13 protein-coding genes are annotated in these 14,230 nt (G+C 67.9%); 2 read left to right on the top strand and 11 right to left on the bottom strand.

Going from position 1 to position 14,230, the window contains the following annotated elements; all coding sequences use genetic code 11:
• Window positions 1–19: 19 nt before the first annotated feature.
• The 4 genes from budC to JF542_RS00395 form a co-directional block, all read right to left on the bottom strand.
• Window positions 20–778: a meso-2,3-butanediol dehydrogenase gene (budC, locus tag JF542_RS00410; RefSeq protein WP_207074343.1), complete on the bottom strand. Its 759-nt coding sequence runs from the start codon at window positions 776–778 to the stop codon at window positions 20–22.
• A gap of 107 nt (window positions 779–885) precedes the next feature.
• On the bottom strand, window positions 886–2,013 hold the full coding sequence (locus tag JF542_RS00405; RefSeq protein WP_242533534.1) for a DUF8173 domain-containing protein: 1,128 nt from the start codon (window positions 2,011–2,013) through the stop codon (window positions 886–888).
• 198 nt (window positions 2,014–2,211) lie between these two features.
• Window positions 2,212–3,855 carry a chaperonin GroEL gene (gene groL / locus JF542_RS00400; protein WP_007792929.1) on the bottom strand — a complete coding sequence of 548 codons (1,644 nt, stop codon included), beginning with the start codon at window positions 3,853–3,855 and terminating at the stop codon, window positions 2,212–2,214.
• A 69-nt stretch (window positions 3,856–3,924) separates the two neighbouring features.
• Window positions 3,925–4,218 carry a co-chaperone GroES gene (locus tag JF542_RS00395; protein ID WP_007792931.1) on the bottom strand — a complete coding sequence of 98 codons (294 nt, stop codon included), beginning with the start codon at window positions 4,216–4,218 and terminating at the stop codon, window positions 3,925–3,927.
• A gap of 339 nt (window positions 4,219–4,557) precedes the next feature.
• Here JF542_RS00395 and JF542_RS00390 point away from each other — a divergent pair, with 339 nt between their 5' ends.
• On the top strand, window positions 4,558–5,529 hold the full coding sequence (locus JF542_RS00390; protein WP_007792934.1) for a DMT family transporter: 972 nt from the start codon (window positions 4,558–4,560) through the stop codon (window positions 5,527–5,529).
• 1 nt (window position 5,530) lies between these two features.
• On the opposite strand, the gene JF542_RS00385 is transcribed toward JF542_RS00390, so the two are convergent.
• Window positions 5,531–6,190, bottom strand: coding sequence for a DUF2161 domain-containing phosphodiesterase (locus tag JF542_RS00385; RefSeq protein ID WP_207074342.1), 660 nt, complete (start codon window positions 6,188–6,190; stop codon window positions 5,531–5,533).
• Window positions 6,191–6,278: 88 nt separating this feature from the next.
• On the opposite strand from JF542_RS00385, the gene JF542_RS00380 reads away from it, so the two are divergent.
• The gene (locus tag JF542_RS00380; RefSeq protein ID WP_207074341.1) at window positions 6,279–7,268 is read left to right on the top strand and encodes a TraB/GumN family protein; all 990 of its coding nucleotides are present in this window, start codon (window positions 6,279–6,281) and stop codon (window positions 7,266–7,268) included.
• A 2-nt stretch (window positions 7,269–7,270) separates the two neighbouring features.
• Here JF542_RS00380 and JF542_RS00375 read toward each other — a convergent pair whose 3' ends face one another.
• The 6 genes from JF542_RS00375 to JF542_RS00350 all read right to left on the bottom strand — a co-directional run bounded on the left by JF542_RS00375 (window position 7,271) and on the right by JF542_RS00350 (window position 14,173).
• Window positions 7,271–9,292 carry a M3 family metallopeptidase gene (locus JF542_RS00375; protein WP_207074340.1) on the bottom strand — a complete coding sequence of 674 codons (2,022 nt, stop codon included), beginning with the start codon at window positions 9,290–9,292 and terminating at the stop codon, window positions 7,271–7,273.
• Between the two features lie 337 nt (window positions 9,293–9,629).
• On the bottom strand, window positions 9,630–10,676 hold the full coding sequence (locus tag JF542_RS00370; RefSeq protein ID WP_207074339.1) for a HesA/MoeB/ThiF family protein: 1,047 nt from the start codon (window positions 10,674–10,676) through the stop codon (window positions 9,630–9,632).
• Window positions 10,676–11,113, bottom strand: coding sequence for a dUTP diphosphatase (gene dut, locus JF542_RS00365; protein WP_242533550.1), 438 nt, complete (start codon window positions 11,111–11,113; stop codon window positions 10,676–10,678). The genes JF542_RS00370 and dut overlap by 1 nt, the downstream gene beginning before the upstream one ends.
• A gap of 93 nt (window positions 11,114–11,206) precedes the next feature.
• Window positions 11,207–12,403, bottom strand: coding sequence for a bifunctional phosphopantothenoylcysteine decarboxylase/phosphopantothenate--cysteine ligase CoaBC (gene coaBC, locus JF542_RS00360; RefSeq protein ID WP_207074337.1), 1,197 nt, complete (start codon window positions 12,401–12,403; stop codon window positions 11,207–11,209).
• Between the two features lie 55 nt (window positions 12,404–12,458).
• Entirely contained in the window at window positions 12,459–13,298 is an 840-nt protein-coding gene (locus tag JF542_RS00355) for a ChaN family lipoprotein (protein ID WP_207074336.1), read from the bottom strand.
• A complete protein-coding gene (locus JF542_RS00350) occupies window positions 13,295–14,173 on the bottom strand; it encodes an RNA polymerase factor sigma-32 (RefSeq protein WP_007792951.1) in 879 nt (292 codons plus the stop codon). Before JF542_RS00350 ends, JF542_RS00355 begins: the two co-directional genes overlap by 4 nt.
• Between the last annotated feature and the right edge of the window lie 57 nt (window positions 14,174–14,230).

Genomic DNA, 14,230 nt, shown 5'->3' with positions numbered 1-14,230 from the left:
GCAGCACGGGATCAAGGGCTCAGGCCTGCGGCGGCTGACCATTCGAGGCGGAAAGCCCGCCATCCACCGGAAGGTTCACACCGTTGACGAAGCGCGCGTCGTCCGAGGCGAGGAAGGCAATCACGTCGGCGATGTCCTCGGGCTCGGCCGGCCGGCCCAGCGGGATCCGCTCCATGAATTTCGCCACAAGCTCGTCATTCTCGAGCATGTCGCTGGTGAGCTCGGTCTTGGTGAAACTCGGGTTGACCGCGTTGACCCGCACGCCGCTGTTGCGTGCGTCGAGCGCCAGCGCCCGGGTCAGGTTGGTCACCGCGCCCTTGGCGGCGTTGTAGGCGTGCATATTCCAGTCGCCGCCGATGCCCGAGACCGACGAGGTCATCACCACGTTGCCTTTCGTGGCCTTGAGATCGCCCCAGAGCGCCTTGGTCAGGCGCCAGACACCGGTGACGTCGGTTTCCATGACCTCGGCAAAGCCGTCCTCGTCCACGTCTTCGATGCTGCCGGTGACGGCGGTGCCGGCGTTGTTGACCAGCACGTCGACCTGGCCAAAGGCCTCGCGTGCGGCCTTGGCAGCGGTCGCAACCCCCTCCATGGTGGACAGGTCGGCGGGCACCACCTTGGCCGAGGGGATGTCCTCCGCCACCTTGTCGAGCTTCGACTGGGTGCGCGAGACCAGCACCACGTTGGCGCCCTCGCGGCCGAACCGGCGAGCGGTGGCGGCGCCGATGCCAGAGCTCGCGCCGGTGACAATGACGGTCTTGTTTTCGAAACGGGTCATCACGTTGCCTTTCCTTTCAATCCTTTGGAAAGACAACGGAAGCTTTCGACCCTTCGTTCCGATGGAGTAGGCGCCATGCAATCCCTGCATGGCGCCCGGGCCATCCCTCAGCCGGCGGTCTGGAACCGGTGCGGGAAGGCCGTCCGTGTGACCGCGCCAAGCCCGGCCAGCGACAGCGCCATGATCGCGATCCAGCCGATCAGCGGGATCAGCGCGACCAGCGCCGCGATCACCGCCCCTGCCAGCGCTGCCAGCGCGCGGTGCTTCGCCTCTTGCGGAAAGCCCTGCCCGGCGAGCTTCAGCGCGGCCACCCCAAGCGCATAGGCGCCGACGATGTAGCCCGCGAGCCCGGCCAGAATGGCGAAGAACAGCGCCGCCGGGGTGAGCAGCAGACCGATCAGGGTCATCGCCAGCAGGATGCCCGCGCCGATCACCGTCGATTGCGCGATGAAGCCGGTGAGCAGCGTCCGGAACGGGTGGCCGAGCAGCTGCGCCCGCATGGCGGCGAATGTCTGCGGCATCAGCGCCGCGGCCGCCGCCGCAACCAGCGCCACGAGCAGCACGCCTATGCCGAAGCTGATGACAGCCTTCACCCCGGGCCAGAAGCCGCCCTCGCGGATCGGCTGCCACTCGCTGATCTCTTCCCGCTGGACCCTGTCCGCCGGAATCACGCTCTCGGGCACGATGATCTCGCCCGGGTCGTCCTCGTAGAGCGTCAGCGTGCCAGAGATCGCCGCATCGGGCCCGAAGCGCAGCTCCCGGGCACTCAGGGCAATGTCGCCGGTCACCGGCCCGTCGATCTCGACAAACTCACCGCCCGCCAGCAGCGTGCCCTCGATCGCCGCCGAGAGGGTGATCTCCGAGCCGAAGACCCGCAGGTTGCCGCCGATCGGCGCGGTCACATCGACCCGCTGGCCCGCCAGCGTGGCATTGCCCGTCACCGCGGCCCCGACCCGCACCTCCTGCCCCGCGGCATAGAGCCCCTGCCCCACCGGCCCGGACACAGTGACCCAGCGTCCGGCCATGTGCGCGCTGCCGGTAATCTCGGCCTCGAGCGTCACCCGCTCGCCGGCAAGGAACACGTCGGCGCCCCCGGGCTCCGACATCGCAGCGATCCGCCCGGCGATGAAACGGTCGCCGCCAAGGTCGAAACTCTCGGTCTTGTCCTGCGCCAGAGACGGCAATGCCGGCAGCAGAAACAGCAATAAAGTCAAAAGGAATACAGGTCTCGGCATCTCTCGCCCTCCGCAATCATCAAGGCGAGCGTAGCAGCGGCGGATGTCTGGCACTTTACGCAGGATCAAATTGCATCTTCCGCAACCAAGCCGTGCGCCAGACATGACAAAGGGCCCCGAGAGGGACCCTTTGCGTGCAACGAGGCACTTGGCAACCAAGATGGTCGCGGTGGCCTCCCGAGAGGGAGGCCGACCGGATTACATCATGCCGCCCATGCCGCCCATGCCGCCCATGTCGGGCATTGCTGCGGGGGCGTCTTTCTGCGGCTTGTCTGCAACCATCGCCTCGGTGGTGATGAGCAGGCCCGCGATCGAAGCAGCGTCTTCCAGAGCGGTGCGGACGACCTTTGCCGGGTCGATCACGCCGAACTTGAACATGTCGCCATATTCGTCGGTCTGGGCGTTGTAGCCGAACTTCAGATCTTCGCTTTCGCGGATCTTGCCAGCCACGACCGACCCGTCGACGCCCGCGTTCTGGGCGATCTGACGCAGCGGTGCTTCCAGAGCCTTGCGCACGATGGTGACACCGGCGTTCTGGTCGCTGTTGGCGCCTTCCAGGCCGTCGAGGGCCTTGGCACCCTGCACCAAGGCAACGCCGCCACCGACCACGATGCCTTCCTGAACGGCCGCGCGGGTCGCGTTCAGGGCGTCATCGACGCGGTCCTTGCGCTCTTTCACTTCCACTTCGGTCATGCCGCCGACGCGGATCACGGCAACACCGCCTGCCAGCTTGGCAACGCGCTCTTGCAGCTTCTCACGGTCGTAGTCCGAGGAGGTCTCTTCGATCTGGGTGCGGATCTGCGAAACGCGCGCCTCGATCTCTGCCTTCTCGCCGTGGCCGTCGACGATGGTGGTCTCGTCCTTGGTGATGGTCACGGTCTTGGCGGTGCCGAGCATGTCCATGGTCACGGACTCGAGCTTCATGCCGAGATCTTCCGAGATCACCTGGCCGCCGGTCAGGATCGCGATGTCCTGCAGCATGGCCTTGCGGCGGTCGCCGAAGCCCGGTGCCTTGACGGCTGCGATCTTGAGGCCGCCGCGCAACTTGTTGACCACGAGGGTCGCCAGCGCTTCGCCTTCGACGTCTTCCGCGATGATCAGCAGCGGCTTCTGCGACTGGATCACCTGCTCGAGCAGCGGCACGAGCGGCTGCAGCGACGAGAGTTTCTTCTCGTGCAGCAGGATCATGCAGTCGTCGAGCTCTGCAATCATCTTGTCGGCGTTGGTCACGAAGTAGGGCGACAGGTAGCCGCGATCGAACTGCATGCCTTCGACGACGTCGGTCTCGGTCTCGAGGCCCTTGTTCTCCTCGACGGTGATGACACCCTCGTTGCCGACCTTCTGCATCGCGTCGGCGATCTGACGGCCGATCTCGGCCTCGCCGTTTGCGGAGATGGTGCCGACCTGAGCAACTTCACCCGAGTCGTTGACCGGACGCGCAGCTGCCTTGATCGCTTCGACGACCTTGGCGGTTGCCAGGTCGATGCCGCGCTTGAGGTCCATCGGGTTCATGCCCGCTGCGACCGACTTCATGCCTTCCTTGACGATGGCCTGAGCCAGCACGGTGGCGGTGGTGGTGCCGTCGCCTGCTTCGTCGTTGGTGCGGGAAGCGACTTCCTTCACCATCTGGGCGCCCATGTTCTCGAACTTGTCTTCCAGTTCGATTTCCTTCGCCACGGACACACCGTCCTTGGTGATGCGCGGAGCGCCGAAGGATTTGTCGAGCACGACATTGCGGCCTTTCGGGCCGAGGGTCACCTTCACCGCGTCGGCGAGGATGTTCACACCCTTGAGCATGCGCGTGCGGGCGTCGGTATCGAACTTCACGTCCTTTGCAGACATCTGTCAGTTCTCCTGAATTCTGTTGGGAATAGGCGGGCGCACCCGCCGGTCAGTGCGTGGAAGCGGATCTCAGGCAGCAGCAGTGATGCCGAGAATGTCCGATTCCTTCATGATCAGCAGCTCTTCGCCATCGATCGAGACCTCGGTGCCCGACCACTTGCCGAACAGGACGCGGTCGCCTTCGGACACGGCCATCGAGATCAGTTCGCCGTTGTCCTTGCGTGCGCCTTCGCCACATGCGACCACGACGCCCTCGGCGGGCTTTTCCTTGGCGCTGTCGGGGATGATCAGACCACCTTTGGTCTTCTCGTCGCTCTCAACGCGGCGGACCAGCACGCGGTCATGAAGCGGTTTGAATGCCATCTTCGAGTACTCCTGGCTCAAAGTTTGTCCCAGTAACAGCCCCTTGCGGGGCCGTTAGCACTCACCTCTTCTGAGTGCTAATGGCGCATAGCTAGGGACCGTCGCGAGTCGTGTCAACGGGGCCGTCCGGAAAAATCGCCTCTCTCCGAACGTCTCCCGAGCCTCACCTATGAATGAATTCGCCGCACAAAAGCGGCTGCGCCGAAATTTGCCGATAGCGGGTCAAGGGCGGCGTCACGAAGGGCGACGTGCGGCGCAATCGGCATGGCATCCCGCCCCGATTCATGGAATGGTATACCAATCGACGCGCATTCGCGTCCCCCAGCCCAAGAGCCAGCCATGCCGATTCATCCCGCTGCATCCGTTCAGGTGCCGCACGCCGCCGCCCGTCCCGCCCCCGACAACATGAAGGGCATCCTGCTGATTACGCTGGGATTCCTCTTCTTCGGCGCAACCGACGCCATGGCCAAGCTGCTGACCACCGAGCTGCCGCCGCTGCAGGTCGTCTGGATGCGTCAGCTCGGGCTGTTCTCGGGTGTCGTCGTGATGCTGGCGATGCGCGGGTTTCAGGTGATGCGAACCCGGCATCCGGCGGCCCAGATCTCGCGGGGGGTGCTGGCGACCTGTTCGGCCACCTTTTTCATCCTCGCAGTGCAGCACGTGCCGCTGGCCGACGCCACCGCCGTGACCTTCATCGCGCCGTTCATCGTCACGGTCATCGGCGGGCTGTTCCTGAAGGAGCCGGTCGGCTGGCGCCGCTGGGCCGCCGTGGCGGTGGGCTTTCTCGGCATGATGATCGTGATCCGTCCCGGCATGGGCGTGTTCCACCCGGCGATCTTCCTCATCGTCGCCGCCGCCACCGCCTTTGCCACCCGCCAGATCCTGTCGCGGGTGCTCAGCGGCGACGACACCATCGCCACCACGGTCGCCTATACCTCGATCACATCGACAGCGCTGCTGACCCTGCCCATCCCCTTCGTCTGGGAGATGCCAACCGAGGGCTGGATCTGGCTCGTCGCCGCGGCGATGGCGCTCTGCGCCGCCACCGGCGAGATCTTCATCATCCGCGCGCTCGACGTGGCGCAGGCGGTGGTGGTCGCGCCGATGCAGTACTCGATGATCCTGTGGAGCACCCTCTACGGCTTCCTGCTGTTCGCCGACCTGCCCGACCTCTGGACGCTGGTCGGCTGTGCCATCATCGTGGCCTCGGGCCTCTACACGCTGAACCGCGAGCGCGTTGTCGCGCGGCGCCAGCGCAAGGCAGAACAGGCGCTGGCCGCCGAGGCCGCCGCCCGCACCGAAGAGATCTGAGCTACCAGCTATAGGCCCAGTGGGTGAGCCCGGCGCGGCCCGCCGCGCTGATCGCGTAGACGCCGGTCTCGACCTTGTCGAACCAGCCGTAGTGGTTGTCGCGCATGATCCGCGTGGCCTCCTTCACGCCGGTCGCCGAGACCACGTCGCGCCCCCGGCTGGCGCCATGCTCGGCCAGATGCGCGGCGCAGCGCAGCGCGTCCTGCCGGTAGCCGGTGACGATGCCGTGCCGGGTCGCGCCGCCGGCGTTCGGGTCGCCCTCGATGCGCTGGAACTCCCGCAGCAGCCGCGCCTGCTTGCGCTTGTTCTTGCGCGGCGCGTATGGCCCCGGATCGCACAGCACCTCGGCCCGGCCCTCCTTGACCACGATGAAGCCGAGCCCCAGCCGCCGGCACAGTGCGAGATTGTCCTTCAGCGCCCGCCGCGCGGTCCGCCCCGAGGGCTTGGGCACCGCGATATAGACCGCGTCGCTCACCGCCAGCCGCGCCACCGCCTGGTGAAACAGCGCCAGCGAGATCTTCAGCTTCAGCTCGACGATCACCGGCGGCTCCGGCCCACGCATCGCCACGAGATCGGCGGCGCCGACCTCGCCCTTCACCTCGTAGCCCTGCCCCGTCAGAAGCGCCTTCACCGGCGCGTAGAGTTCACTTTCCCGCTGCATGGCGCCGACAGTGGCCCCGCCGCTTGCCGCTGTCCATCCCCTGCCCTAGCCTGCGCCGAGCCTGTTGCCACGCCAGCCCGGAGACCCCATGCGCCTGATCTTTGCCGCCCTGCTCGGCCTCTCCCTCGCGCCCGCCGCCCATGCCGCCTGCGAGGGCACCGATCTGCGCGAGACCCTGAGCGCCGCCGAGCGGGCCCGGCTCGACGCAGAGCTCGACGCCATGCCCTACGCCACCGGCAATCACTGGCGGGCCGAGAAGGACGGCGAGGTCATTCACCTGATCGGCACCATGCACCTGAGCGATCCGCGCCTTGACGGCCCCGTCGACCGGCTGCGCCCCGTGATCGCCGAGGCCGGCGCGCTGCTGCTCGAGATGCCGCAGGCCGAACAGGCGCGGCTCATGCAGGCGATGACCGAGCGGCCCGAGCTCCTGCTACTGACCGAGACCACCCTGCCCGAGATCATGCCCGAGGATGACTGGCAGGCGCTTTCCGAGGCGGTCAGCGCCCGTGGCATCCCCGCGGTCATGGCATCCAAGTTCCGGCCTTGGTACCTGTCGATGATGCTGGCCATTCCGGCCTGTGCCCAAGCCGCGATGAAGGAGCAGAACGGGCTCGACGTGCGGCTCGAGGCACTGGCCGAGGCCGCCGGCGTGCCGACCCTGCCGCTGGAGCCTTTCGACACCGCCTTCGGTATCTTCAACGAGGCCCCGCTCGAGGAGCAGGTCGAGATGATGTCGCTGTCGCTCGCCACCGAGGATCAGGGCGCCGACGGCATGGCCACCACCGTCGCCGCCTATTTCGACGAGCGCCCCGGCGAGATGTGGGCGCTCTCGGGCATCCTGATGCAGCGCAGCGACCTGATCGCGCCGGAAGAGGTGCAAACCATGCTCGACGAGACCAACGAGGCCCTGCTGGCGCAGCGCAACCGCGACTGGCTGCCAGTGATCCTCGAGGCCGCCGCGACCACCGAAGGCCCGGTGATCGCCGCCTTCGGCGCCGCCCATCTGCCGGGGCACGCGGGCGTGGCACGGCTTCTGGAAGAAGACGGGTTCACGCTGACGCGCGAACCCTTCTGACATCAGGCAGCAAGCCCGCGCCCCTTGAGCAGCGCCTCGACTCCGGGCATCCGGCCGCGGAAGGCGGTGTAGAGGTCCTCCGCCTCCTGCGAGCCCCCCTTCGAGAGGATGAAGCGCTCGAGCTTCTCCGCTGTCGCCGGATCGAAGGCATCGCCGGCCTCCTCGAACGCGGCAAAGGCATCCGCGTCCATCACCTCGGACCACATGTAGCTATAGTAGCCGCTGGAATAGCCGTCGCCTGCGAAGACATGGGCGAAATGCGGCGTCGCGTGGCGCATGGTGATCGCCTGCGGCATGCCGATACCGCGCAGGATCTCGGCCTGCCGCGCCATCGGATCGCCCGGCGCCGTGCCGGAGTGGAACTCGAGGTCGACCAGCGCCGAGGCCACGTATTCCACGGTCTGGAACCCCATGTCGAAGGTGGCCGCCGCCAGCACCTTGTCGAGCAGCGCCTTGGGCATCGGCGCGCCGGTCTCGGCGTGGGTGGCAAACTCCTCGAGCACCCGCGGCACCTCGAGCCAGTGCTCGTAGAGCTGGCTCGGCAGCTCTACGAAATCGCGCGCCACCGACGTGCCCGAGACCGAGCCGAAGTCAACATCCGACAGGATCTGGTGCAGCGCGTGGCCGAACTCGTGGAACAGCGTGCGCGCGTCGTCATAGGACAGCAGCGCCGGCTTGCCCTTCGACGGCTTGGCGAAATTGCACACGTTGACCACGATCGGCGTCTCGATCTTGGGCCGCTTGGCCTGGCTGCGCATCGCCGAGCACCACGCCCCCGAGCGCTTTGACGCGCGTGCGAAGTAATCGCCGATGAACACCGCAAGATGCTGCCCGTCGCGCGTCACCTCCCAGGCCCGGCAATCGGGGTGGTAGAGCGCCACGTCGAGCGGCTTGAACTCCAGCCCGAAAAGCCGGTTGGCGCAGGTGAAGGCCGCCTCGATCATGCGCTCGAGCTGCAGGTAGGGCTTGAGCTCGGCCTCGTCGAGATCGTGCAGCGCGCGACGACGCTTCTCGGCATAGTAGCGCCAGTCCCAGGGCTGAAGCGCGTCGTTGATGCCATCCTCGCGCAGCATCTCCTCCATCTCGGCCGCATCTCGCAGCGCCTGCGCCCGGGCGGGCTCCCAGACCTGCATCAGCAGCTCGCGCACCCGGTCGGGCGTCCCGGCCATCTCGGTCTCGAGCTTGTAGGAGGCGAAATCGGCGTAACCCAGCAGCTTGGCGCGCTCCTCGCGCAGCGCCAGCACCTCCGCGGCGATGCTGCGGTTGTCGGTCTCGCCACCATTGGCGCCGCGCGCCGCCCAGGCCTCGAACGCGGTCTGCCGCAGATCCCGGCGCGGGCAGAATTGCAAAAACGGCGTGATCAGCGAGCGCGACAGCGTCACCACCGGCCCCTCCTGCCCAAGCGCCTCGCCGGCGGAGCGCGCCGCATCCACCACGAAGCCCGGCAGCCCCTCGAGATCGGCCTCCGACAGCGGCATGTACCACGCGGCCTCGTCCTTGAGCAGGTTCTGGGTGAACGCGGTTCCGAGCACCGCCAGCCGCGATTTCACCGCCGTCATGCGCTCCGCGTCTTCCCCCTCGAGCGCCGCGCCGGCGCGGACGAACCCGCGATGGGTGAGGTAGAGCACCCGCGCCTCCTCGTTCGACAGGCCCAGCTCCTCGCGCCGGGCCCAGAGATCGGCCACGCGCCCGAAGAGGCGCGCGTTGGCGTAGATCGCAGAGCTGTGCGCCGAGAGCTTCGGCGAGACGTCCCGCTGCAGCGCCTGCCGCGCGTCGTTGCTGTCGGCGCCGGCCACCGAGAAGAACACCGACAGCACCTTGTCGAGCGCCTCGCCGGCGCCTTCCATCGCAAGGATCGTGTTGGCAAAGCTCGCCGGCTCCGGGTTGTCCGCGATGGCCTCGATCTCGGCCAGATGCGCCGCCAGCGCCTGCTCGAAGGCGGGGGCGAAATCCTCGTCGGAGATACGGTCGAAGGGCGCGATCCGGAACGGCGTGTCCCAGTCGGCAAGCAGCGGGTTGGTCATGTACGGAACTCCTTTTGCCCCAAAGCTAAGGCCGCCCCGCCGCCACGACAATGCCCACAGACAACAATCCCGCCACCGCGGGACGCCCCCATCTTCTCTTCGTCAAAAACACTCCCACCGGAGGCAGCCCCCCCTGCCACCCGCGCGGCTCCCGCGAAACGCACAACGCAATAGACGGGGCGAACAAAGGCGCGCCCCCTCCGCCCCGCCGAACGCCCCTGGCTTCTCTTCGTCAAAAATACTCCCGCCGGAGGCATCCGACGCGGACACGCGCGCAGCGCCGGGTCGAAACGCCCCGCCCCGACAAACCGACGAGACCAAGCGCGCTGCCCGCGGCTCAGCCGCAGATCGGGCAGCCCTCACGCCGTTTCAACCCGATCTTCCGGGTCTCGCCCCAGAGCGCGTCATAGATCAGCATCTCGGCTAGCAGCGGCTGGCCCGCCCCGGCGATCAGCTTGACCGTCTCCACCGCCATCATCGCGCCCACCACGCCCGGCAGGGGACCCAGCACACCGGCCTCGGCGCAGGAGGGCGCCAACCCCGGCGCCGGGGCTTCAGGGAACAGGCACTGGTAGCAAGGCGTGCCCCTGGCGGGATCAAAGACCGAGAGCTGCCCCTCCCACTGGCTCAGCGCGCCAGAGACCAGCGGCTTGCCCGCCGCGACCGCTGCCCGGTTGCTCAGGTAGCGCGTCTCGAAATTGTCGGTGCCGTCGAGAATGACGTCATACTCGGCAAAAAGCAGCGCGGCGCTCTCCGCGTCGAGCCGCCGGTGATAGGGCCGCACCTCGACGTAGGGGTTCTGCGCCTCCATCGCCGCCTGCGCCGAGAACACCTTGGGCATGCCGATGCGGTCATCGGTGTGGATCACCTGCCGCTGCAGGTTGGCGTTCTCGACCACGTCGTCATCGACCACCCCGATGGTGCCGACCCCGGCGGCCGCGAGGTATTGCAGCGCCGGCGCGCCGAGGCCCCCGGCCCCGATCACCAGAACCTTGGCCTCGCGCAACGCCTTCTGCCCGGGTCCACCCAGCTCGCGCAGCACGATGTGGCGGGCGTAGCGCTCGAGCTCCGCCTCGCCGAACCGCCCCCGCTTCTCCGGCACAGCGGGTGCCCGCTCCTCCTCCTGCGCCACGGCCCGCGCCTTGACCCGGCGCAGCACCTGCGCATAGGCCAGCGCCAGCGCCGCGAAACCGCCGAGAATGGCCCAGAATGCCGGGCTCTCGCCGGTGGCCATGCGCAGCGGGTGGCCGTCGGGCAGCACCAGATGCAGCGCGAGAAGCGCCACGTAGAGCAGGCCCAGCATATAAAGCCGCGCCTGCCGCGAGGCGCCCATCAGCCGCCCCAGCCCCCAGATCGCCGCGGCGATGACGAGGACCAGAAGCATCAGGAGACGCCCGTCGAGCCGAAGCCGCCAGCGCCGCGCGCGGTCTCGGGCAGGGTCTCGACCAGATCGAAGCCCGCCTGCACCACCGGCGCAGCCACCATCTGCGCGATGCGGTCGCCATGGGCGATGGTGAAGGGCGCCTCGCCCGCATTCATCACGATCACGCCAAGCGGGCCGCGATAGTCGCTGTCGATGGTGCCGGGGCTGTTGGGCAGGGTGATGCCATGCTTCAGCGCCAGCCCCGAGCGTGGCCGGATCTGCACCTCCCAGCCTTCGGGGATCGCCAGCCGAAGTCCGGTGGGCACCAGCGCCCGCGCCCCCGGCGCCAGCACCACCTCGCCCCGGTCGGGCAGGTTGGCGCGCAGATCCGCGCCCGCCGCCCCCGAGGTCTCATAGCCCGGCAGACCCAGCGCCCGGTCGGCGCCCTCGTCCCACATCACTGCAATCGTCACCACGTCCGCATGTCCTCTTGGTCGTTCTGTCCCCGCGGGGACGTGTTCAGGATCGGGTCCGCCCCCGCGGGGACAGGGTCAGGCGCCCAGCGCCTCGGCAATCCGCGCCGCCAGCCGCTCGGCCACCGCGCGCTTGCCCATGCGCGGCCACGCCTCGGCGCCCGCGTCCGAGATCAGCACCACGGCGTTCTCGCTGCCGCCCATGATGCCCGTCGCCGGGCTGACGTCATTGGCGACGATCCAGTCGCAGCCCTTGCGCTGACGCTTGGCGGTGGCATGGGCCACCACGTCGTCGGTCTCGGCGGCAAAGCCCACAACAAGGCCGGGCCGTTCCTCGCCCAGTCCCGAGACCTCGGCAAGGATGTCGGGGTTCTCGGAGAACTCGAGCACCGGCAGCCGGCCCGCCTGTTTCTTGATCTTCGAGTTAGATGCCTGCGCCACGCGCCAATCCGCCACCGCGGCGGCGAACACGGCCGCCGCGACCGGCAGCGCGCCCAGCACCGCGGCGCGCATCTCGAGCGCGCTTTCGACCTCGATGACCTCGACCCCGGTGGGCCGGGCTTTCTCGGCCGGGCCGGTGACGAAGACCACCTCGGCGCCGAGATCGCGCAGCGCCTCGGCGATCGCCGTGCCCTGCGCGCCCGAGGAGCGGTTGGCGATATAGCGCACCGGGTCGATGGGCTCATGGGTGGGGCCGGAGGTGACCAGCACCCGCTGGCCCTTCAACGGGCCGTCCGCCAGCGCCCGCTCCACCGCCGCCACGATCTGCGGCACCTCGACCAGACGCCCCGGCCCGTATTCGCCGCAGGCCATGTCGCCCGCGTCGGGGCCGACCACGGTGACGCCGTCGCCCCTCAGGGTCGCGAGATTGCGCTGCGTGGCCGGGTGCTCCCACATCCGCACGTTCATGGCGGGGGCGATCATCACCGGCGTGTCGGTGGCCAAGAGCAGCGTCGACGCGAGATCGCCCGCAAAGCCGTGTGCCATCTTGGCCATCAGGTCCGCTGTGGCAGGTGCGACCAGCACCAGATCGGCCACGCGCGAGAGCTGGATATGGCCCATCTCGGCCTCGTCGGTCAAATCGAAGAGATCGGTATAGACCTTCTCGCCGGCCAGCGCGCTTACCGAAAGCGGGGTGACGAACTCGCGCGCCGACGGCGTCAGCACCGGCGTGACCGCGGCACCGCGCTCGCGCAGGCGGCGGATCAGCTCGAGCGCCTTGTAGGCCGCAATGCCGCCGCTGATGATGAGAAGAATTCGCTTGCCCGACAGCATCCCGCGCCACTCCCTTGCCCGTTACCTCTCCTGTTAAGGCGCGGGCGGGGAAAACTCAATTGGCCGGAGGCTCGGGGCTCTCGAAGGCCGCGCAGGGGTCGTCGCGCTCGACCGCCTCGGTTTCCTCCAGCAGATCGAAACGGCCATCTGGCGCATCGCGCCCGGCCTCGCCCTGCCCGAGCGCAGCTACAGCCACTTCGGGGGCAGCCATGGCAATGAGCGCAGGCGCGCCCCAGTCGGTGCGGGCATGGCCGTTCCCGGTGATGACGACCACCGGCGCGCCATGCATCGACAGTGCCTCGAGCGCGGTCTCGGCGAGCCGGGCGTCGCGCAGGCGCTGGATGCCGACCATCACCGGCAGCATGTCGGCCGGCAGCGCATCACAATGAGCGGCCATCTGCATCGCCTCGCGCTCGGCCTGCTGCTCCGGCGGCAAGCCTTCATCAAGCCCGTAGAACCCGGCACTCGGGCCGAAGACGCGGTCGAGCGGCTCGTTGCGGGCACGACGGGCTTCCTCGCGGGGCATCGCGGCACCAAAAATGGCGGCCTCGCCGGCCGCCTGGAAAATCGGGTAATACATCGAGAAGTCCGGCCAACCGGACTCGTCCCACGCGAGCCGATCGGCCAGCGCGGCTTCATCTGCCAGGTATTCCGGTTGAATCGACGCCGCCTGTTCGTTGGTCAGCATCTCGAACACCACGGCCACCGGCCGGATCTCGGCCACGAGCTCTGCCTGGCGGGCATGATGAGCGGGGTTGTCATGCACCTCGCCCAGAAACACCACCTGCGCTTCCTCCAGCCTCTGAGCGTCAGCCTCGCTCTCCTGCGACAGAGCCGCGGAGGCAACCAGGGTCAGGGAGAGAAGCGGGGCGCAGAGCTGGACAGATCGCATCATGCGAGGAACTGTGCCACCTCACGCGACTGGGCTTCAAGCGACTTCCGCATTTTCACGAAGGCGGCGGCCTCAAGTTGCCGGACCCGCTCTTTCGACAGGCCAAGCTCCTGCCCAAGGCTCTCGAGCGTGCGGGTCTCGTCGCGCAGCTTGCGCTCGCGCACGATGAAGCGTTCCCGGTCATTCAGCCCGGTCAACGCCACCACCAGCCACTCGCGCAGCTGATCGTTGTCGAGCTTGCCCTCGACCAGAGATGCGCTCTGCTCGCCGTCATCCTCAAGCGTGTCGATCCATTCGCGGCCATCCTCGTCGGTCGACTGCGTCGCATTGAGCGAAAAGTCCGAGCCCGAGAGGCGCCCGTCCATCATCTCGACATCGTGCAGCGGCACGCCCACTTCCTTGGCGATGGCAGCGTGCAGCGAGTGCCGCTCCAGCGCGCGACCCTCGGCCGCCGCCTCGCGCTCGAGCCGCGCCTGGACCCGGCGCATGTTGAAGAACAGCGATTTCTGAGAGGAGGTCGAGCCGGTGCGCACCATGGACCAGTTTCGCATCACATAGTCCTGGATGCTGGCCTTGATCCACCAGACCGCGTAGGTCGAGAAGCGCACGCCCCGATCGGGATCGAACTTGTCGGCGGCCTTCATCAGGCCAAGACCGGCCTCCTGGATCAGGTCGCCCATCGGCGCGCCGTATCGCTTGAACTTCGCCGCCATCGAGATCGCGAGCCGCATGTAGGCGTTGATCAGCCGATGCAATGCCGCCTCGTCGCGATGGTCGCGCCAGGCATAAGCAAGCTGCAACTCGGTTTCGGCGTCCAGAAGCTCGGCCTTCATCGCCTTGCGGGAGAGGGTCTGATCGTTGAAAGACTCGACTGCCATTCGGGTTCCCCATCGGTTTCTTGGACGGGCTGCCCCGCCGTCTCGCACACGCTTGTT

This window comes from Salipiger bermudensis (assembly GCF_017309175.1).
Lineage (GTDB): Bacteria > Pseudomonadota > Alphaproteobacteria > Rhodobacterales > Rhodobacteraceae > Salipiger > Salipiger bermudensis.
The sequence above is the reverse complement of the archived record's forward strand: the minus strand, read 5'-3'. Positions and strand labels throughout refer to the sequence as shown.